Genomic DNA, 19,836 nt, shown 5'->3' with positions numbered 1-19,836 from the left:
CTTAACTTCTTATCAAGTCAGCCTCAGTAAAGAGTAGGAGACTTACTTGATTTTCTCTCTCGCTAACAACTGGGAAATGATCACCAGTACTAACGACACCACTAACATCACTGTTGCTAGGGCGTTGACCTCTGGAGATATACCGACTTTAACCATCGAGTAAATCTTCAGTGGCAATATTTCATACGTTGGGCCCGTTACGAAAGAGCTGATGATCACATCGTCCAAAGACAGAGTGAAGCTCAATAACCAACCCGCAGCAACAGCTGGCTTAGCAAGAGGCAAGATGATCTGTTTTAGAATCGTCCATTCACTTGCCCCTAAATCTTTTGCAGCTTCTAGCATCTTCACATCAAAGCCATTCAAGCGACTGTAAACCGTAACAACAACGAACGGCAGACAGAAAGTAATGTGCGCCGCAAGTAGGGTAAAGAACCCAAGTTGTACACCCATAACTAAGAATAGCGCAAGAAGCGAAATCGCCATTACGATATCTGGAGACATCATCACGATGAACAACATGCCATTGACTATGCCTTTACCTTTAAATTGGTAACGGAATAGGGCTACTGCTGTCAGGCTGCCAACAATCGTTGCGGCAGTTGCTGAGAATACCGCTACGTTGATCGAGTGCCACGCAGCCTGCATTAGGCTATCGTTGTTAATCAGCGCGTCATACCACTTGGTGGTAAAGCCACCCCATTTCATACCAAACTTATTGGCATTAAAAGAGTTGGCAATTAACACGATAATAGGTAGGTATAGAAAAGCGTATACTAGCGCCATAAAGCTGAACTTAACTGTGCGACCCATTAGTCTAGCTCCACTTTCTTATTCAATAACTTGCCTGCACGGTAGTAGGCATAAAGCATCACGGCCATAGCGGTAGTCAGTGCAATACTGGTTGCGGCGCCAAACGGCCAATCACGGGCATTCAGCACTTGGCTCTTAATGACGTTACCGATCAAAAGGTTCTTAGCACCGCCCAACAAGTCTGAAATGTAGAACATTCCAAGCGCAGGGAGCAATACAAGTAAACAACCACCGATAATGCCTGGCATCGTTAGGGGTAGAACAACCTTCAATAGCGTTTGAAGTTTGTTCGCACCTAAGTCTTTAGCCGCTTCTAAATAAGTATCGTCTAGCTTTTCAATCGCTGAGTACAACGGCAAAATCATGAAAGGCAATAGGATATACACTAACCCGATCATTACTGCCGTTTCTGAATACATGATACGAAGTGGCTTATCGATAATGTCTAACGCCAACAAACCTTTGTTCAACACACCTTGTGTACCTAAAACCACTTTTAACCCGTAAGTACGAATCAAAGAGTTGGTCCAGAATGGCACAATCACTAAGAACAACATGATTGGGCGCCATTTCGTAGGCATTTTTGCCACGATATAGGCAAATGGGTAACCAATAATTAAACAAAGTAGGGTTGCGACAATCGCCATATAGAAAGAGTGCATCAGCACTTTAAAATACAGCGGATCAGCCAAACGCAAGTAGTTATCGAGAGTGAAGGTCATCTCGATCAAGTTCGCTTCATCACGAGTTAGAAAGCTAGTGCCGATGATCATGATGTTTGGAATCATCACGAACAGCACTAACCAACCTGTGATTAAAGCAACAATCGCGTTTTGTAAATTAAACTTCTTGCTCATCTTCTAACACCACTTCCCAGCTCTCAACCCAAGTTACTGCAACTTTTTGGCCCAGTGAGTGATCAACATCAGGGTCATCTTCGTTGAAGAATTCGCTAACCATGACACGCATACCTGATTCAAGTTCTACGACTGAATCTAATGTCATGCCTTTATAGGTTCGCTCGACAATGTGGCCGACAATACCGCTTTGATCCGACTCTTTAATTTCTTCGATACGAAGATCTTCAGGGCGAAGTAGTACTTGCAGTTTTTGGCCCGGTGCTACGTCTTTATCATGATAGATAATTGACTCTTCACCTTCGATTGTCGCAACAATGCGCTTTTCATCTTGACGAGATTTCGCTGTCGCTTCGAATACGTTAATTTCACCAATGAAACGAGCAACAAATAAGTTCTTAGGCTCTTCGTAGATTTCTCTTGGTGTTCCGTCTTGTTCAATCACGCCATCACGCATAACAATAATACGATCAGACATGGACAATGCTTCTTCTTGGTCATGCGTTACAAAAATGAACGTGATACCAAGTTGGCGTTGCAGTTGTTTAAGCTCGATTTGCATCTGTTTACGTAGTTTGTAATCTAGAGCAGAGAGAGACTCATCCAACAAAAGAACTTTAGGCTTATTAACGACAGCACGAGCGATTGCGATACGTTGCTGTTGGCCACCGGATAGCTGGTGTGGTTTTCGTTGTGCCATTTGTTCTAGGCGCACCATTTTTAAAGCATCCATGACACGAGGTTCAATCTCGGTGTTTGGCACTTTTTGCATGCGTAAACCAAATGCCACATTGTCGAAAACGGTCATATGTGGGAATAGGGCATAGCTTTGGAATACAGTGTTAACATGCCTTTGTTCAGCAGGAACTTGGGTTACATTCTGTTGAGCTAATAGTATTTCACCACTATCTGCCGTTTCAAACCCTGCAATCATCCTTAGTACCGTGGTTTTACCGCAACCAGACGGGCCTAATATCGTGAGAAACTCACCATGATTTACGTTTAGATCAAGATTGCCGATGACTTCCTTACCATCGAAACTTTTACTAATGCCAGTTAACTGTACGACTGGCTTTCCTACTGATTTTTTAGCGTTCAACGTCTGTTTTTCTCCACCTTGGTTCTATTTGAGACCTGTTGCTATACACCTTTAAGGCGCGCATCATAATCACCAAAAACGTGAATTCAAAGCATTTTTTACCATTCATAGATAAAAAAATTCGCAGGTAAAAGTAAACATCCTTTACCATACTGTTATTTATTGGGTTCACACCCTAACAAGTGTCTAATTATTAACCATTAAGACGCAAAAGCAAGCCTTGTTACAGATTCATATTTTAGTTTGCAGCCGACATATGGGTATAATGAAGGCAATTTTTTATCAATAAGTTAGGTGGCTTCGTTTAGTTGGCGCACCTAGGTATCAATATGAACAACGACATCGAAAAAGATTTTAATTTGGGCGGTAGTATCGACCGTGCACTTTCCGGCGATTATGAGCTCAAAGCAACGGCTGTATTCCAAGAAGCTTGGAAACATACGATAAGTCACTTTCTTTCGTTTTCCCCTGCGATTGTTGCGCTAATGTTCGTGCAATTGGCTATCTTTTATATCGCACTAAAACTGCAGCTTGGTGACCCCGCGATTATCTTAGACGCGGTTATCGACCCAGAGGCATTTACACCACAGGTCGTTGAATCCATTTTTATTGCTAACTTTAGCTACGAAGTAATCAGCGCGCCTATCTATGCTGGCATCTGTTTAATGGCAATGAGCCACGTCGCAGGCTTACAAACCAAAGTGCGTCATATCGGAAAAGGTTTACAGTTCACGGTTCCAGTCATTCTCGTTACTTTGTTCAGCCTCATGCTTCAAGGTATCGCAGGTATGCTTTTGCCATTTTTGTCTATCTACTTCTCACTAGCATTCAGCAATTCAATTCTGCTGATTTGTGATAAGAAAGTACCGCCAATGCAATCGTTGCTGCTTTCTCTAAGAGCGGTAAATAAGAAAATCTTCGTCGTCGCATCTATCTACTTAATGGTTATGCTGATGTTCATTGTGGCAGCAATGATGTACGGCATTGGCTTGATATTCGTTCTTCCGTTCTTCTTTCATGTGAAAGGCATCATCTACCGTGAAATGTTTGGTATCAAACTGAAGGTTATTGCGTCAGATCGACCTAATAGTGATGACGACAACAGCAACGGCGACAGTAATAACGACGGCAACAACAGTAACGATGGTAACAAAAACAAAAACCCTCAGGTGTTCGATGCGTAATAATGTCAAAGGCAGCGCAAGTAAATCACTTGCGCTAAAGGTAACTGCACTAGCGATTGTGGGGTCTATCTCACTGGTTGGTCCATACATTTACCAAGAAGAAGAGCGCCGACGTTCGGCAGACCAAAGTTCAAATACATCAAGTGAGTTTGGTGATTTGACCGTGGCTTCAGATCGACCAAATTTTGCTGCTATCGAAGATGTGAACGTGAAAAAAGACACATTCTTTTCGTTCCTTCGCCCAAGCATCAATATTGAAAACAAACGTATCACCAAAGAGCGCGCGTTTTTAACTAAGCTATCTGAATCTGGTTTGAGCAATATTGACTCTGAAGACGCGTCTTATGCGAAAAGGCTAGGGAAGTTGTACAGCTTACCAGTACCTAGTGAAGGTTTAAATCAGGCATGGCTGACAGAGATGCTGAGCCGTGTCAACGTACTGCCAGAGGCGCTGGTACTGACACAGGCTGCTAATGAATCGGCTTGGGGGACATCGCGTTTCGCCACCAAAGCCAACAACTATTTCGGACACTGGTGTTACACCAAAGGTTGTGGACTTGTTCCGCTACAACGTAACGAAGGTAGCTCGCATGAAGTAGCAACATTCTCTTCAAGCCAAGAATCGGTGCATCGTTACTTCATGAACCTTAACCGCAACCGTGCTTACTCTGATTTAAGAGCCATTCGCGCAAAACTTGCTGCACAAGGTGATGACCTTTTAACAACCGAAACAGCGACAGAGCTCACCAACGGCTTATTAAAATATTCTGAGCGAGGTTCAGACTATGTGACTGATTTACAAGCTATGATCCGTCACAACAAGGTATACTGGAAAAAGTAACTCATTTTGATACCAACTTGGTTGCCTTCGAAAGTCGGCTTACACCAAGTAACATCACAAAAAGAGCAGCTCATTGGCTGCTCTTTCTATTTATAAACGCTCAACTTCGACAAGATTATAATAATGAAAAAGACAGTACTCGCTCTATTAGCCACTTTAAGCCTTGGCGTTTCTCTTCCTGCTTCGGCGCAAGAATACATGTTCACGTATTCTAAACTCTATACTCAGCTGAAAAACAACACCAAAGAAAGGCACGATGATGTCAAAGTTGCGGTCTTCTTTGTTGACCAACAAGCACAGAAAACCTGTCACATCAGCAAAGCTTGGATGGAGAAAGAAGAGCATTACGAAGAGTTAAAAGTGTCTCCTGCGAATGAGCTGCTTCTACCGGTAGATAAAAACCTACGCTCAGCAAACCCTCTTATCTTTGTACAAACCCAAGAACAAGAATGTGCGTATTCGCTCGTCGTAATGACTCAGAAGCCTTTGGCTGGAACGGTTGAGGTTGCACAGTTAGAAAACCTTTTACCACAGATGCAAGCGATGCTAGAAGACGTCAGCGGCATGTTCTCTAGTTGGTTCACTCCTGATATTCAAGGTTTGACGCTAGAGTTTGATAGTAAACTTGAAGGCAATATTGCCCTGTCTAATGGTAAGCAAATCCCAATCAAAGAAGGGCGTGCGAAATTCACGCTGGACGAACTGAACGGAAGTGACAGCATCACGTTACCCGAAGCCACAGTTCGCGTTTTGCCCTACATCCCTGCGCAATAATAACTACCGGCCAGAAGCTGTTTGCTCAGCTTAAGATCTTGACGAAACAGCCTGTTCTTCTTTGAACAGGCTGTTTTCGTTTAAAGTCTTAAACCTAAACCTTTAAATCTTGCCAAATCACATATCTCAACGGCCTTTCATCTTTGATTCTAACCTCTTATTAAGACATATTTTTCTCACCGCTAGAGGACAGATCGTATGATAAGGCGGAATCTTTCTCCTGCTTGGCTTGTTTATCCTGTCGTTGCTGTTCCAACCTGAAATAAAAATCCGTATAATCCACGCCCTAAAACAGTCCCACTAGCAATCTACAGTCGGTAATACGACGGTGTGAGAGTCGCAATGAACCAAAACGAAAATAAAAAAGATACACTTGAATTCAACAAGCTTCAGAAACTTCTAAGAAGAAATGTTGGGAATGCCATCGTCGACTACAACATGATCGAAGAGAATGACGTAGTAATGGCGTGTATTAGTGGCGGTAAAGATTCATTTGCGATGCTAGACATTTTGCTACGTTTGCGTGAAGCAGCACCCATCAAATTTGATGTTGTTGCCGTAAACCTAGACCAAAAACAACCGGGGTTCCCTGAGCATATTCTTCCTGAGTACTTTGAAACTCTGAACATTCCTTACTACATCGTAGATAAAGATACGTACTCAGTGGTAAAAGAAAAAGTGCCAGAGGGTAAAACAACGTGTGGTCTATGTTCTCGTCTTCGTCGTGGTACTTTGTACTCGTTTGCAGAGAAGATTGGCGCAACGAAGATTGCTCTAGGTCACCACCTAGACGACATTGTTGAGACTATGTTCCTGAACATGTTCCACGGTGCTCGCCTTAAGGCTATGCCACCTAAGCTTCGCTCTGACGATGGTCGTAACGTTGTAATCCGTCCTCTGACTTACTGTCGCGAAACGGACCTAATCAAATACGCAGAGCATAAAGAGTTTCCGATCATTCCATGTAACCTGTGTGGTTCTCAAGAAAATCTGCAACGTCAAAACATCAAAGCGATGCTAATTGATTGGGATAAACAGACTCCAGGCCGTGTTGAGAAGGTCTTCAAGTCAATTCAGAACGTGAGCCCAAGCCAATTGGCTGACCGTGAGTTGTTTGATTTCATTAACCTTCCACTGGATCGTAGCGAAGATCGCAAAGCATACGAATTCGAAGAAGCTGAAATCTCGTCTTCAAACATTGATGAGTCAATGTTCATCGACGTAACTAACGTATAACGCGATATAAACAATTCTGTTGTTGGAGTCGCGTAAGCTTTAGATAAACAAAAACGCCTCAAGCATTGCTTGAGGCGTTTTTTTATAATTAAAAAATCAGCTATTTAGACAGGTTCGGATCGAGCGGGCTAACGTAACCTGACGGTTTAAGAGCAAGTACATCGCAGTTAATCTTGTCGATGACATGTTCCGCAGTATTGCCGATAAACACAGCAGACAAGCCAGTACGGCCTGTTGTACCAAGGATAACCATAGCCGCATTGTGTTCAGACGCTACACGAGGAATAACATCTTCAGGCAAGCCTTGCTCAACCACGGTTTGCTCTTCACACATACCGTGTTTCTGGCGTAGTGCTTTCATCGCGGTTAAGTGGTGGCCACGAACTGCATCAGTATAAGAGGTTGGGTCAAACTCTGGCAATTCGATTGTGATATTCGCCGGTGTCACCGGGTAGGCGTTCACCAAGAACGGTTCAGCATCCAAACGACCAGTGATCTCAAGTAATCTGTCGACCATCGTATCATTGAGCTCTAAGTGAGCTTCTGTTTCAGAGCCTACATGAACGGAAGCGTAGATCTTCGCGTGTTCTGGCCAGAAATCATTTTTAACCAACAGCACTGGGCTAGGGCACTTTCTTAATAGATGCCAGTCGGTTGGAGTAAATATGACCGATTCTAAGGTATCGTGCTTACGCGTGCCTTTGATCAAAATGTCATGCTCACCACTGTAAACCTCAGCAATGATCGCTTCATACGGGCGATTATGCCAAACCACTTGTACGTTAAATTCAATAGAATCATCAAGGTAAGGAGCAGCAACCTTATTCATCCAAATTTCACGCTGATGAATTACGCCTTTGCGCATTGCGTCTCTCTCATCGACAGAGAGCATAGATGTCATTTCATACGAGAAATCGTAGATCGACAAAAAGAAAGTGATGTGGCTTGTTGAGGTGCTTTTCTTGGCAAGTTGGATAGCACGAACTAGAGCAGGTTGCTCATCGTGATTAATGTCTGCGACAACTAAAATTTTGTTATAGATACTCATAACTAAGCCTACTTTTCAGACCGAACATATAAATAATGTAGCGTAGTTATGGAGAGAATAAGAGAAATATAAGAGGTTTTAAGAGAGAAACATGATGTAGCTCATTATTGAACTACATCATTGATATCTAGACTATTCTTTTGAAACGCCAGCAAGTTCCATCAACGCATCGTGATCTTCGATAGTGATGTATTTGCCTTTAACGCTCAAGATGTCCGCTTTTTGGAAACGACCTAACAGACGGCTGATTGTTTCAACAGTCAAACCAAGGTAGTTACCAATATCGCCACGAGTCATCGTTAAGCGGAACTCACGAGGGCTGAAGCCACGCTGAGAGAAGCGAGTTGAAAGGTTGTAAAGGAATGCCGCAAGGCGCTCTTCCGCGTTCTTTTTAGAAAGAAGCAGAATCATTTCCTGGTCACCTTTAATCTCATTACTCATCAAACGCATAATCTGCTGACGCAATTTAGGCATTTTCCCTGATAAGTCATCGAGAATCTCATATGGAATTTCACATACCATAGAAGTTTCCAAAGCTTGAGCGAAACTAGGGTGTTCGTCACCCGTGATCGCGTCAAAGCCAACAAGATCGCCCGCTAAGTGGAATGCAGTAATCTGCTCATCACCTTGCTCGGTAATCGTATAGCTTTTAATCGTTCCAGAGCGAATAGCATAAAGAGATTTAAGTTCGTCTCCCGCTTTAAATAGCTCTTGGCCTTTTTGAATAGGTTTCTTTCTTTCAATGATCTGATCAAGTTGATCTAGCTCAGATTCATTCAAAGTAAATGGGATACAGAGTTGGCTAATACTACAATCTTGGCAGTGGATCGCACAGCCACCAGACTGAACTCGTTTCGTCACAGGCTTTTCAGAAATCATAACAATCTTTCACTATTTGATATACGTCAATATTTTAGCATTCCTTAATCCTAAAGGGTAGTAAAAAAACCGGATTAAAGACTCCGCTATACGGTATAAATAATGAGCTGTAGCGCCATATAACCGGTATAGAAGCCGTAAATAAGGATTAAAATTGCGCCAAACTGGCGAAATAAGTCAGCTTGTTGCAGTTTTTTGAGGAAATTGGCGCCCATTCCAACCGTGAGCATTGCTGGAAGAGTACCTAAACCGAAAGCAAGCATGATACCCGCTCCGTTATACCAACTTCCTGACACTGCCGCCCACGTTAGCATTGAGTAAACAAGGCCACATGGAAGCCAACCCCAGATAAAACCAAAAGGTAAAGCATGGCTAGGGTGCTTCAATGGTAGAAATGATTTGCCTAAAGGAGAGATATAGCGCCATAACTTCTGTCCGACTTTTTCAAAGAACAACAAGCCGAACCACCATTTACCGATATACAAACCTAAGACGATCATAAAGCCAGCAGCAAATAATCGCAGCCAACCTAGCAGAGCGTTAAAATCGCTTAGCTGACCTATCGAAGAGATTGCACCGCCAATCACACCGCCAATCACAGCATAGCTTAGCAAGCGCCCTAAGTTATAAAGCAGGGGAATGACAGGGGAAGGTTTACTGTTGCCAATCGAAAGAAGCGACGCAATACCACCACACATTCCCATGCAATGGCCTGCGCCGATCAATCCAACAACAAAAGCGCCAATCCAATCAGGCGTCATCGTTATTTTTGTCTAAGTTAGTTTGGCTTTCTACGTTAGCTTTCTCATTCTTGACAGGTTTACTATCAGAATGATGATGAACATTAGTATCTTCATCAAACAGAATGTTATGGCCTTGGCGTTCAAGGTCTTCAAACTGCTCGCTCTTCACTGCCCATAGAAAGATTCCAACCGCGATACATACAAGTACGATCGCAATTGGAATGAGTATGTATAAACTTTCCATTATTTACCTTGCTCTTTTAAAAGCCTTAACGAGTTAGATACTACAATAATAGAGCTAGCAGACATGCCAACAACGGCAATGTATGGAGCAACCAAGCCTGCGACAGCCAATGGAAGAATAAGTAAGTTATATCCTAGTGACCAAGCTAGGTTTTCACGGATTATCCTACGCGTTTTTAGCGCCAAAGTACGGGACTTAAGTAATCTATCGAGCTTATCACCCAATAGCACCATATCCGCAGAGGCTTTCGCCACATCAGTTCCGCCGCCCATAGCAACAGACAGGTGAGCACCGGCCAGAATAGGGGCGTCATTAATACCGTCACCAACCATCATGGTGATGTCACTTGCGTCTCTAGAGTTTAAATAAGCCAGCTTGTCTTCCGGCTTCGCGTTAGCAACAATGTCAGTAATACCAATCTCTGCTGCAACAGGCTTCGCATTAATCAAAGAGTCGCCAGTCAGCAGCGTGGTTTTGATTCCCGCTTCTTTGAATTGCTTAATGAACTCGATACTTTCTTTACGAATCGGATCTTCATAAGTGAATGTTGCAATATGACGACCAGACATCGACAAGTAAATACCATTACTTTCAGATGGCTGAGCTTCACCTAGAATGAACTCGCTGCTACCAATCGCCACTTCTTGCCCATTCAACTCGCCAGTAATGCCCGAGCCAATCACGTTGTTTACCGACTCTACTTCGATACCATCAGAAATATAAGTTTTGAACGCTTTAGCGATAGGGTGGTTAGCGTGTTGCTCTAGGCTTGCTGCAACTTGCAAACAAGTGTTTTTATCAAGGTCAGCAAACGTCTCAACTTTACTGATACGAATATCACCTTCAGTCAGAGTGCCCGTTTTATCGATGATCAAGTGGTTTACCTTACACAAAGTTTCAAATACGTGACCTTTGCGCAGCAAAATACCAAAGTTACCCATACGAGAAGTTGAGCAAGTAATCGCGGTCGGCGTCGCAAGAGAAAGAGCGCAAGGGCAGGTCGCCACTAATACTGAAAGCATGATCCAGAAAGCGTCCTCTGGTCGTGTTTGATGCCAGTAGAACCAAGTCCCGAATGAAATGATTAAGATAACCGCGACAAAGTATCGAGCCACCACATCGGCGATTTCAGCAATTCGGGGTTTAGACAATTGAGCTTCATCTTGAAGACGAACGATATTAGAAATAACCGAATCCGCTTTAGAGGTCATCACTTCCAATTCAAACGATTCATCACCATTCAATGTGCCAGCAAAGACCGTATCACCTTCATTCTTAACCACATGGATAGATTCGCCAGTCAGCATGGATTCATCGATATGAATTCTGCCAGACAATACTTTGCCATCTGCGGGAATATGTTCCCCCGGTAGAACGCGAATCTGGTCGCCAACTTTTAAGGTTTTTACCGGTACTTGCTCACCATCTAGCGTTGTCGCCATCGCAGGAACGAGCTTAAGCAGGTTACCGCTAGCTGCTGCAGCTTTACGACGCGCGCGCATCTCAAGGAAACGACCAAGCAACAAGAAGAAGGTGAACATCGAGATAGATTCAAAGAACACTTCACCTTGCTCTGTCACTGTTGCCACTAAACTCGCAACGTAAGCAAATAGCAGAGCGATCGAAACGGGTACATCCATACCCAATGTTCGGCCTTTAATACTGCGCCACGCATTAATATAGAAAGGCAACGCAGAGTATAGGAGAACAGGTGTTGCGAAGATCAAACTTACCCAACGGAAGTAACTTTTGAATTCAGGTTCAAGGCTGCCAAATACTTCGAGGTAGAGTGCTACAGCTAACATCATGACTTGCATGGTCGCTAAACCAGCAATACCAAGACGATAGAGATAATTCTTCATCGATCGATGATAGGCGGCTTCTTGTTGATCAGCCTCGAATGGAGCGGCTTTGTAGCCTAGGGTATGGATTGCAGACAACAGCTCGCTCAGTTTAGCCTGAGTGTTGTCCCAGCTGAGCAGGGCGCGGTTAGTCGTGGTATTAACACGAATACTAACAACCCCTAACTTTGAAGAGACTTGCTTCTCAATAAGCCATGCACAAGCAGCACAAGAGACACCTTCTAGTGACAATGTCACTTCAGAAGTATTTTCAGAGTTACGGACGAACTCCAATTGAACATCTTCGTTGTCGTAATGACTGAGTGCTAGAAGTTGCTCTGGAACTAGATCCGCTTTCTCAGCCGGAGCGGTACGATATTGGTAATAAGAGACCAAACCGCTATCAACGATTGTCTGGGCTACGGTTTCGCAACCTGGACAACACATCGGTCGAACCGATCCTAAGATTTCTACTTTAAAATCCGTTTCCGCTGGTACATCTTCACCGCAGTGATAACAGGATTCACACATAAGCTTTAGTTCGTTAGTTGAGTAGGAGTATCAATTGGGAAGTTCATGCGACCTTGCACTAACCATTCAGAATCATGCGGAGAAAGCTCGATAAACCATGGACCTTGCATTTCATGGTCCAGAGTCAACGTGTAGTTGCCGCTCGCATCAGCGGTCAGTAGCTGAGTAAAATCACGGTCAGGGAGCGTTCGGTGCACGAACATTGCGCTAATAGCAGGGAAGTGGTCTAGCTTGCCTTTGTCTAGGGTAATGATAACTGAGTTACCTTTCTCGCTAACTGAAGCTGATAGGCCAAGCTTTTTAGCAACGTTTACTTTTGAAATGTCGACATTAATACCTTTACCTTTTTTATAGTAATCTTCAGTGACAACGTTAACTGAATGGTTGGTAAGTATCGCGACTCGAACCAATGTTAGCATAGAAACGCCAACGGTTAGGAAGATCAAAAACCACGGCCAAAACTGCTTATACCAAGGTTGTACCATATTATTATTCTCAATATATCCAATGAAATAAAACTAATTTTTACAAACACTTAAGGTTATAACTGTAAAAGAAAGACAGCCCCTTAAGAAGGGGCTGTTATTATTATGTTACTCTTTATCTGAGTTGCTGAGGCTCCAGACGTAGGCAGCGACGAGCTGTACCTTATCCTCACCGAGGATGTCCTTCCAAGCCGGCATTACACCAGAACGACCGTTCATTACTGTTTCAGTTACATCAGCACGAGAATCGCCAAACAACCAATCGCGGTCTGTTAGGTCAGGTGCACCAACAGCAGGGTTACCCTTACCATCTGTACCATGACACGCAGCACACACTACGAAACGTGCTTTACCAGCTTCTGCTTCACGTACGTTCACGCTACGACCAGAAAGGCTAAGAGTGTAGCTAACCACTTCTTTAACGCCTTCTTCGCCAAGTGCGTCTTTCCACGCTGGCATTTGACCGACACGACCATGCATGATGGTAGTAACGATCGCTTGTGGTTCACCGCCATATAGCCATGCATCGTCAGTCAAGTTAGGGAAGCCCTTTTGACCACGAGCATCAGAACCATGACACTGAGAACAGTTTTGCAGGAACAAGCGTTGACCAACTTTGATTGCGTCAGCATCTGATGCAATGTCAGGAACAGAACGAAGACCGTTCTCATCATGAGCTAGCTTTTTAAATGCTTCGCCAAAGTAAGTGTTCGCGTCATCAAGCTCTTTTGCGTACTCATCTAACTGTTTGTTAGCTTGAGCTGCAGCGATTGCAGAGCGAGACTCTTCTACGCTACGAACTGTTTGGTTTGAACTCGTCCAACCTAGTAGACCTTTAAAGTTGCCAAGGCCCGGGTATAGAGCAAGATAAACAGCTGCAAACACAATTGTGCTAACGAAAAGGTATGTCCACCATTTAGGTAGTGGGTTATTAAGCTCACGAATACCATCGTATTCATGGCCCATGTCATGACCTTCTTCTACACCTGTTTTATCGTTGGAACACCAACGAAGTAAGGCTGCACAGCCAATCAGCGTACCGATTGTGATGACTGTTACCCAAATACTCCAGAATGTACTCATTACTTCGTCACTCCTTGATTTTTATCTTTCGCAGGTGCTTCATCAGCGAACACTAGGTTTGCATCTTCGTCGAAGCGCGACTTACGATTTTTACCGAAAGCCCACCAAACGATGCCGATGAAACAAGCAAAAACAGTAACAGTCCAAACACTTTGAAATGTAATAATGTCCATAATTATTCCTTATTTCATTGCGTGGCCAAGCGATTGAAGGTAAGCGATGATTGCATCCATCTCTGTTTTTCCTTCAACATCTTGTTTAGCGTTAGCAATTTGTTCGTCTGTGTAAGGAACACCAAATTGATTACGGAAGATTTCAAGCTTCTGCTTAGTCAATTTGCCATCAAGTACATTCTCAGCAAGCCATGGGAAACCAGGCATGTTTGATTCAGGAACAAGTTCGCGAGGGTCGAGAAGGTGAACACGGTGCCACTCATCAGAGTAACGATCACCAACACGCGCTAGATCTGGGCCAGTACGCTTAGAACCCCATAGGAATGGATGTTCCCAAACACTTTCGCCAGCTACAGAGTAGTGACCGTAACGTTCAGTTTCAGAGCGGAAAGGACGAATCATTTGGCTGTGACATACGTTACAACCTTCACGAATGTAAATATCACGACCTTCCATTTCCAGAGCAGAGTAAACGCGTAGGTTTTCTACAGGTTCAGTCGTTTGCTTTTGGAAAATAAGCGGGGTGATTTCTACTAAAGCACCAAAGCTGATTGCGATAACGATTAAGATCGCGAGTAGACCAACGTTTTTCTCGACCAACTCATGGCGATTATTTGAATTTGAGCTCATTCTAAATCTCCTTAAGCCGGTTGAGGGATAGCTTTAAGGCTATCTTTAGGTGCAGAAACAGTTTTGTACGTGTTGTATGCCAGTAAGAACATACCAGATAGGAAGATAAGACCACCTAAGAAACGTACAAAGTAGAACGGGTAAGAAGCTTCTACAGACTCTACGAAGCTGTAAGTCAATGTACCGTCAGAGTTAACTGCGCGCCACATCAGACCTTGCATCACACCAGAAATCCACATTGCAACAATGTAGAAAACCGTACCAATCGTTGCTAACCAGAAGTGAACATTGATTAGGGATACAGAGTACATACGCTCTTGACCAAATAGTTTAGGAACTAAGTGGTAAACCGAACCGATAGAAACCATAGCAACCCAACCTAACGCACCAGAGTGAACGTGACCGATAGTCCAGTCCGTGTAGTGAGATAGCGCGTTAACCGTTTTAATTGCCATCATAGGGCCTTCGAAAGTCGACATGCCGTAGAATGATAGAGAAACGATAAGGAAACGTAGGATTGGGTCGTAACGTAGCTTATGCCACGCACCAGATAGAGTCATAATACCGTTGATCATGCCACCCCAAGATGGAGCAAACAGAACCAAAGACATAACCATACCTAGAGACTGAGTCCAGTCTGGAAGTGCAGTGTAGTGTAGGTGGTGAGGACCAGCCCAGATATACAGTGACACAAGAGCCCAGAAGTGAACAATCGACAAACGGTAAGAGTAAACAGGGCGACCAGCTTGTTTAGGAACGAAGTAATACATCATACCTAGGAAACCAGCTGTCAATAGGAAGCCTACCGCATTGTGTCCGTACCACCATTGCACCATTGCATCAATTGCACCTGCATAAATCGAGTAAGATTTAAACGCAGATACAGGAACAGCTAAGCTGTTAACTATGTGCAACACGGCAACCGTGATGATGAAGGCTCCGAAGAACCAGTTTGCTACATAAATGTGCGATGTCCTACGTTTAATCATGGTTCCAAAGAACACGACTGCGTAAGCTACCCACACAAGAGTAATAGCAATATCGATTGGCCATTCAAGTTCTGCATATTCTTTACCAGAGGTTAAACCTAACGGTAAAGTAATTGCAGCGGACAGGATAATCGCTTGCCAACCCCAAAAGGTAAAGGCTACGAGAGGGCCACCAAAGAGACGCGTCTGACAGGTACGTTGCACAACATAATATGATGTTGCAAACAGCGCACTTGTACCGAACGCAAAAATAACCGCATTAGTATGCAGGGGACGTAAACGACTGTACGTCAACCACGGCGTATCAAAGTTTAGCTGTGGCCAAACTAATTGAGCGGCAATCAAAACACCAACGCCCATACCGACAATACCCCACAAAATTGTAACGAGGGTAAATTGACGGACGACCGTATAGTTGTAGTTTTGTTCAAGCTGCTTTTCTTGGCTCATTTGCATGCTTCCAATTTCTTATTTACTACACTTTACTTCCAACACGACTCACGTCGTAATGCCACCCAAATTAGAAAAGGAAATTCAGCCTATTCAGGGCTTTATTTCCACTTGCTGATTTTGAAAAAAAGTGGCATTTTCAACGCGACACTATACTTGAATTAACAAATCAATGACAGAGTAGTAACCTTACGCTTGGTCTGGAATTGGATTTTTATTTAAAAACTTTGAACTTTGTAACAAGGAGTAAAGATTATAATGGCGGCACAAAAGCTAACAAAGGGCAGGCTCGTACAAATTATCGGCATGTTGGTTATTTTAATAGCGGCATTTACTTGGAGAACAGTAACATACGACAATAACGAAACAGTAAGCTGTATAATTTCAAAACCGTGTGAATTTGGTATTGATAATCATAATGTTTTAATTTCGGGCGATAGATCAGGGTATTCAATCGAAACATCTAAAACTGGCAAATTTATCATTAGCTACAATGAGAGCGGAATTCTAGAAGAAAAAGGGCCATCGAATTGGCTGTTACAAACTAATGATAAGACCTCCTCAATAACAGTTACATTTCCACAACAGATAAGCACGTTTTCCGTAAACCTTTCTAAAGAGTAATAGAGGGAAAACTGAGTCACGCCTCGGTTCTTTTGATAGAAATATGTACCAAATCAGTGAAACACCATGCATTAAAGTGTTATAAAGAGGACATTAATAAAGTTTCCCGGAATCTATGAAATTTCTATCAAAAGTCTCTTATTCCCTAGACGATAAAATCGCAGTAGATGAGTTGCTCAATGGGGTAGAAAACCCTGACGATATTGCCTGTCTTATTTGCTACTGCACAGAAGAGTACTCAACACTCGCTGTGCAGAGATATTTCGTAGATGCTCTCCCTAACACCCCAATACATGGCTGCACCACTTGTCACGGCATTATGACCGAAACTGGGTTCCACTCCGGCCCAGTGATAGGCGTACTCATCATCTATGACTCCGGGATCAACGCCTATGGTACGGGTATCGAGCACTTTAGCGACTCCATAAACCAAAGCACCTTCAGCGCCATCGATAAAGCACTTAAGAACGCCAACCGAGAAGGTGAAATCCCTGATCTTATCTTACTGCATTCCACTCCTGGCAATGAAGAGAAGGTCATGGCGGCTATCGATAAGAAGTTTGGTACTGAGGTACCTGTTATTGGTGGCAGCGCGGCGGACAATCAGGTTTCTGGAAACTGGAGTATCTTTACCGAAGAGTCACTCTCTATCAATGGCGTATCTTTAACTGTGGTATTTGCTTCTCAGTCCATCTATTCGTCTTTTAGTGCAGGCCATACGCCCACGCGCTATTCTGGGACCGTGACTAAAGTAAGAAACCGAATATTGTTGGAGATTGACCATAGACCAGCCGTCACCGTTTATAACGAATGGACCAATTTCCATCTAGGTGGTAGTGATGATGGCTATATATTCGAAAAGTCGTCTGTGTATCCGCTAGGGCGAAAAGTTGGCTCTTCATACGACTACCCATATTTCAAATTGTCCCACTCAATCAGAGAAACAGAGTGCAATGGAATCGAGCTATTCACAGATATCAGTGAAGGCGACACCATTTATTTGATGCAGGGTTCTAAACAGCAATTGATAAGCCGTGCCGCTAATATTATTCACTCTTCTTACTACAACGACATGGATTTAGAAGAGAAACTAGGTGCGATCAACATCTTCTGTGCAGGTCCAATGTTGAACCTTAAGCAAGATATGGACGAAGTATGCGATCAAATAAATCAAGCACTTAACGGACTCCCATACATATGCCCATTCACCTTTGGTGAACAAGGAAGGTTATCTGGCGGTGAGAGTGCGCACGGAAATTTAATGGTATCGTCTGCTACGTTTTATAGGTTGAAAAAGTAATGGGTTCTGAAGGTCAAGAAGCGCTGCAAGAAGCACGTATTGAACTGCAAAAACTAAAAGCCCGTGAGCGAAAACTGGCTGAAGAGAACAGGGTGATCTTATCAACCATCTCTGCGATCAGTAAGGCAAGTAACATATCTGAGATATTTTATAGTCTTGAATTTGTGCTCAAAAAATACATTAAATTTGATGACTTTATCGTAATATCTAGGGTAGGGAACGAAGGCAATTTCAAAACCCTGTTAACCAATAACAAAGTCTTCGAACAAATGAATTGGAGTGATTGTGGCAAGCTATCTCGAGTGATCAATGGAGAATGCGCCATCCTTTTTGAACCAAAGTCTCTGGGTGAATTCAATTCCTTACATCCTATTATTCTCGATCAAATCAACTCTGTTCTAATTACTGGTATCGATAGCGGACTAACACAATCCGTCATCATCTTTATCCACTCCAATACCAAGCACTTTAGTGTTGAAACCAAAGCAACCCTAAACCGCTTTAGACCACTGATTGAGCGTGCTGTTTTCGATATTGAAAACAAAGAAAAGCTTGAAGCGACCGTTCGAGAGCGTACAGCAGAGCTTGTCACAGCAAGAAAAGACGCAGAAAGAGCCAACAAGGCCAAGTCTGAATTCTTAGCAATGATGAGTCATGAATTAAGAACCCCGTTAAATGCCATCATTGGCTTGATAGACGCCCTAAAATCCACACCTCTGAACGACGAACAACAGTCTATACTGCTTAATATGAGCACATCATCTGAGCTTCTACTGGCAATTATCAGTGATGTATTGGACTTTTCTAAGATCGAGTCAGGATGTTTTTCGCTTGCGCCTCAATGGAGCAACGTAAGAGACACTGTAACGTTTGTATTGTCTGAACAAAAGAAGACAGCAGACGATAAAGGGTTGGCGCTAACGGTAACCAGCGATATCCCTGAAGGTGAACTTCATTACATCGATCCAAGCCGCTTGGCACAGATCCTATTTAACCTGATTGGCAACGCGATTAAATTTACTGAGCGTGGGCATGTCCATGTTTCTATCAAATACCTGCAGAGCTCATTCTATATAACAGTAGAAGACACCGGGATTGGCATTAGCTCACAACAACTTTCGTCGCTATTCAGCCCATTCGTGCAAGCTGATAGCACAATCACACGCAGATTTGGTGGTACCGGTTTAGGCCTGGCGATAACCAAACGACTGGTAGAATTGATGCGAGGACGCATATCTGTAGAAAGTGAGCCAGGTAAAGGCTCTAAATTCGAAGTACAGTTACCAGTGCTTACCAGAGTCACGAACAATCTAGCTCACTGTGAAGAAGACAAATCTTCAAGAGAACTCAGAAGCCGCTATTCAGTTTTAGTTGTCGAAGACAATCCTACAAATCAAATGGTGATTAAATTGATTCTAACGCGACAAGGCCACGAAGTTTTCATCGCAAGTAACGGTGAAGAAGCAATTGGCTTTGTTGAAAGAGGAAACGACTCGATAGACATTATCTTGATGGATGTGTCTATGCCAGTAATGGATGGCCTAACGACAACTAAATACATGAGAGATGCGAACATCACAACGCCAATTGTCGCGCTAACAGCACACACATCACTAGAAGATAAATGTTCGTGCTTAGATGTAGGCATGAATGATTTCGTTACCAAACCAGTAAGAACCAAAGAGATCACAGAGGCTATTGATCGATTAATGCTTGAAATCTAATAAACGTATTCTTAATCGAAGATTAGGATATATGTTTATTAGGTATTTTATGGTAAATAGCCTTACTGTTAAATAGAACACCAATTTGGTAGATAAACAAGAGGCAGGGCATCACACAAAGATACCTGCCTTATAAATGCCAAAATCAATTTAACATAATATACATAATACGCACTAAGACTAGTTTGCTTTTGAGGGGCTTTCTGGGCTCATACAGAGATTCTGAACGTTGTTACTGACAAGGTTTTACGTGCATGTTCCATTGCTTGCTGGTCTGTCTCATATGGC

General features: G+C 43.2%; 20 protein-coding genes. 7 read left to right on the top strand and 13 right to left on the bottom strand.

Going from position 1 to position 19,836, the window contains the following annotated elements:
• Window positions 1-42: 42 nt before the first annotated feature.
• The 3 genes from potC to potA are packed head-to-tail and all read right to left on the bottom strand — an operon-like array spanning window position 43 to window position 2,769.
• Window positions 43-813 (bottom strand): spermidine/putrescine ABC transporter permease PotC, encoded by a 771-nt coding sequence (gene potC / locus H5300_RS12920; RefSeq protein ID WP_009846722.1) that lies wholly within the window; start codon window positions 811-813, stop codon window positions 43-45.
• A complete protein-coding gene (gene potB, locus H5300_RS12915; protein WP_004733704.1) occupies window positions 813-1,670 on the bottom strand; it encodes a spermidine/putrescine ABC transporter permease PotB in 858 nt (285 codons plus the stop codon). Before potB ends, potC begins: the two co-directional genes overlap by 1 nt.
• Window positions 1,654-2,769, bottom strand: coding sequence for a spermidine/putrescine ABC transporter ATP-binding protein PotA (gene potA / locus H5300_RS12910; protein ID WP_017077234.1), 1,116 nt, complete (start codon window positions 2,767-2,769; stop codon window positions 1,654-1,656). Before potA ends, potB begins: the two co-directional genes overlap by 17 nt.
• Before the next feature lie 329 nt (window positions 2,770-3,098).
• On the opposite strand from potA, the gene H5300_RS12905 reads away from it, so the two are divergent.
• The 4 genes from H5300_RS12905 (at window position 3,099) to ttcA (ending at window position 6,804) form a co-directional block, all read left to right on the top strand.
• Window positions 3,099-3,953, top strand: coding sequence for a membrane protein (locus tag H5300_RS12905; RefSeq protein WP_004733700.1), 855 nt, complete (start codon window positions 3,099-3,101; stop codon window positions 3,951-3,953).
• Window positions 3,946-4,794 (top strand): glucosaminidase domain-containing protein, encoded by an 849-nt coding sequence (locus tag H5300_RS12900; protein ID WP_102441569.1) that lies wholly within the window; start codon window positions 3,946-3,948, stop codon window positions 4,792-4,794. Before H5300_RS12905 ends, H5300_RS12900 begins: the two co-directional genes overlap by 8 nt.
• 123 nt (window positions 4,795-4,917) lie before the next feature.
• Complete coding sequence (locus tag H5300_RS12895) at window positions 4,918-5,568, top strand: DUF2987 domain-containing protein (RefSeq protein WP_182796130.1); 651 nt, start codon at window positions 4,918-4,920, stop codon at window positions 5,566-5,568.
• A 342-nt stretch (window positions 5,569-5,910) separates the two neighbouring features.
• Window positions 5,911-6,804, top strand: a complete 894-nt coding sequence (gene ttcA / locus H5300_RS12890) for a tRNA 2-thiocytidine(32) synthetase TtcA (protein WP_004733695.1) — start codon at window positions 5,911-5,913, stop codon at window positions 6,802-6,804.
• Window positions 6,805-6,904: 100 nt separating this feature from the next.
• On the opposite strand, the gene uspE is transcribed toward ttcA, so the two are convergent.
• From uspE to ccoN, 10 genes are all read right to left on the bottom strand, one after another.
• Window positions 6,905-7,852, bottom strand: coding sequence for a universal stress protein UspE (gene uspE / locus H5300_RS12885; protein WP_004733693.1), 948 nt, complete (start codon window positions 7,850-7,852; stop codon window positions 6,905-6,907).
• Window positions 7,853-7,984: 132 nt separating this feature from the next.
• On the bottom strand, window positions 7,985-8,731 hold the full coding sequence (locus tag H5300_RS12880; protein WP_004733691.1) for an FNR family transcription factor: 747 nt from the start codon (window positions 8,729-8,731) through the stop codon (window positions 7,985-7,987).
• Between the two features lie 86 nt (window positions 8,732-8,817).
• Window positions 8,818-9,492 carry a sulfite exporter TauE/SafE family protein gene (locus tag H5300_RS12875; RefSeq protein WP_004733688.1) on the bottom strand — a complete coding sequence of 225 codons (675 nt, stop codon included), beginning with the start codon at window positions 9,490-9,492 and terminating at the stop codon, window positions 8,818-8,820.
• Complete coding sequence (ccoS, locus tag H5300_RS12870; protein ID WP_017087782.1) at window positions 9,482-9,718, bottom strand: cbb3-type cytochrome oxidase assembly protein CcoS; 237 nt, start codon at window positions 9,716-9,718, stop codon at window positions 9,482-9,484. The genes H5300_RS12875 and ccoS overlap by 11 nt, the downstream gene beginning before the upstream one ends.
• Complete coding sequence (locus H5300_RS12865) at window positions 9,718-12,090, bottom strand: heavy metal translocating P-type ATPase metal-binding domain-containing protein (RefSeq protein WP_054542106.1); 2,373 nt, start codon at window positions 12,088-12,090, stop codon at window positions 9,718-9,720. Before H5300_RS12865 ends, ccoS begins: the two co-directional genes overlap by 1 nt.
• Window positions 12,091-12,095: 5 nt before the next feature.
• Complete coding sequence (locus tag H5300_RS12860; RefSeq protein ID WP_004733683.1) at window positions 12,096-12,575, bottom strand: FixH family protein; 480 nt, start codon at window positions 12,573-12,575, stop codon at window positions 12,096-12,098.
• Window positions 12,576-12,683: 108 nt separating this feature from the next.
• Window positions 12,684-13,658, bottom strand: a complete 975-nt coding sequence (ccoP, locus tag H5300_RS12855; RefSeq protein ID WP_004733681.1) for a cytochrome-c oxidase, cbb3-type subunit III — start codon at window positions 13,656-13,658, stop codon at window positions 12,684-12,686.
• Window positions 13,658-13,831 carry a CcoQ/FixQ family Cbb3-type cytochrome c oxidase assembly chaperone gene (locus tag H5300_RS12850; RefSeq protein WP_004733679.1) on the bottom strand — a complete coding sequence of 58 codons (174 nt, stop codon included), beginning with the start codon at window positions 13,829-13,831 and terminating at the stop codon, window positions 13,658-13,660. Before H5300_RS12850 ends, ccoP begins: the two co-directional genes overlap by 1 nt.
• 9 nt (window positions 13,832-13,840) lie before the next feature.
• The gene (gene ccoO / locus H5300_RS12845; protein WP_004733677.1) at window positions 13,841-14,461 is read right to left on the bottom strand and encodes a cytochrome-c oxidase, cbb3-type subunit II; all 621 of its coding nucleotides are present in this window, start codon (window positions 14,459-14,461) and stop codon (window positions 13,841-13,843) included.
• Between the two features lie 11 nt (window positions 14,462-14,472).
• Window positions 14,473-15,900: a cytochrome-c oxidase, cbb3-type subunit I gene (gene ccoN / locus H5300_RS12840; RefSeq protein ID WP_032497766.1), complete on the bottom strand. Its 1,428-nt coding sequence runs from the start codon at window positions 15,898-15,900 to the stop codon at window positions 14,473-14,475.
• A gap of 258 nt (window positions 15,901-16,158) precedes the next feature.
• On the opposite strand from ccoN, the gene H5300_RS12835 reads away from it, so the two are divergent.
• From H5300_RS12835 to H5300_RS12825, 3 genes are all read left to right on the top strand, one after another.
• A complete protein-coding gene (locus tag H5300_RS12835) occupies window positions 16,159-16,524 on the top strand; it encodes a hypothetical protein (RefSeq protein WP_017083692.1) in 366 nt (121 codons plus the stop codon).
• Between the two features lie 115 nt (window positions 16,525-16,639).
• Window positions 16,640-17,824 carry an FIST signal transduction protein gene (locus tag H5300_RS12830; protein ID WP_004733673.1) on the top strand — a complete coding sequence of 395 codons (1,185 nt, stop codon included), beginning with the start codon at window positions 16,640-16,642 and terminating at the stop codon, window positions 17,822-17,824.
• Window positions 17,824-19,548, top strand: a complete 1,725-nt coding sequence (locus H5300_RS12825) for an ATP-binding protein (RefSeq protein WP_102566678.1) — start codon at window positions 17,824-17,826, stop codon at window positions 19,546-19,548. The genes H5300_RS12830 and H5300_RS12825 overlap by 1 nt, the downstream gene beginning before the upstream one ends.
• Window positions 19,549-19,836 lie beyond the last annotated feature (288 nt).

This window comes from Vibrio sp. SG41-7 (genome assembly GCF_014164465.1).
GTDB classification, from domain to species: Bacteria; Pseudomonadota; Gammaproteobacteria; order Enterobacterales; family Vibrionaceae; genus Vibrio; species Vibrio splendidus.
Note: the sequence above shows the minus strand (reverse complement) of the source record. Positions and strands in the feature narration are given on the sequence as shown.

Bases quoted from the DNA above. Each gene is read 5' to 3' on its own strand.
- H5300_RS12875 (WP_004733688.1), bottom strand. From the start codon at position 9,492: ATGACGCCTGATTGGATTGGCGCTTTTGTTGTTGGATTGATCGGCGCA.
- H5300_RS12830 (WP_004733673.1), top strand. From the start codon at position 16,640: ATGAAATTTCTATCAAAAGTCTCTTATTCCCTAGACGATAAAATCGCA.
- H5300_RS12900 (WP_102441569.1), top strand. From the start codon at position 3,946: ATGCGTAATAATGTCAAAGGCAGCGCAAGTAAATCACTTGCGCTAAAG.
- potB (WP_004733704.1), bottom strand. From the start codon at position 1,670: ATGAGCAAGAAGTTTAATTTACAAAACGCGATTGTTGCTTTAATCACA.
- ttcA (WP_004733695.1), top strand. From the start codon at position 5,911: ATGAACCAAAACGAAAATAAAAAAGATACACTTGAATTCAACAAGCTT.
- H5300_RS12835 (WP_017083692.1), top strand. From the start codon at position 16,159: ATGGCGGCACAAAAGCTAACAAAGGGCAGGCTCGTACAAATTATCGGC.
- uspE (WP_004733693.1), bottom strand. From the start codon at position 7,852: ATGAGTATCTATAACAAAATTTTAGTTGTCGCAGACATTAATCACGAT.
- H5300_RS12905 (WP_004733700.1), top strand. From the start codon at position 3,099: ATGAACAACGACATCGAAAAAGATTTTAATTTGGGCGGTAGTATCGAC.
- ccoS (WP_017087782.1), bottom strand. From the start codon at position 9,718: ATGGAAAGTTTATACATACTCATTCCAATTGCGATCGTACTTGTATGT.
- H5300_RS12850 (WP_004733679.1), bottom strand. From the start codon at position 13,831: ATGGACATTATTACATTTCAAAGTGTTTGGACTGTTACTGTTTTTGCT.
- H5300_RS12825 (WP_102566678.1), top strand. From the start codon at position 17,824: ATGGGTTCTGAAGGTCAAGAAGCGCTGCAAGAAGCACGTATTGAACTG.
- H5300_RS12865 (WP_054542106.1), bottom strand. From the start codon at position 12,090: ATGTGTGAATCCTGTTATCACTGCGGTGAAGATGTACCAGCGGAAACG.
- H5300_RS12860 (WP_004733683.1), bottom strand. From the start codon at position 12,575: ATGGTACAACCTTGGTATAAGCAGTTTTGGCCGTGGTTTTTGATCTTC.
- ccoN (WP_032497766.1), bottom strand. From the start codon at position 15,900: ATGAGCCAAGAAAAGCAGCTTGAACAAAACTACAACTATACGGTCGTC.
- H5300_RS12880 (WP_004733691.1), bottom strand. From the start codon at position 8,731: ATGATTTCTGAAAAGCCTGTGACGAAACGAGTTCAGTCTGGTGGCTGT.
- H5300_RS12895 (WP_182796130.1), top strand. From the start codon at position 4,918: ATGAAAAAGACAGTACTCGCTCTATTAGCCACTTTAAGCCTTGGCGTT.
- ccoP (WP_004733681.1), bottom strand. From the start codon at position 13,658: ATGAGTACATTCTGGAGTATTTGGGTAACAGTCATCACAATCGGTACG.
- ccoO (WP_004733677.1), bottom strand. From the start codon at position 14,461: ATGAGCTCAAATTCAAATAATCGCCATGAGTTGGTCGAGAAAAACGTT.
- potC (WP_009846722.1), bottom strand. From the start codon at position 813: ATGGGTCGCACAGTTAAGTTCAGCTTTATGGCGCTAGTATACGCTTTT.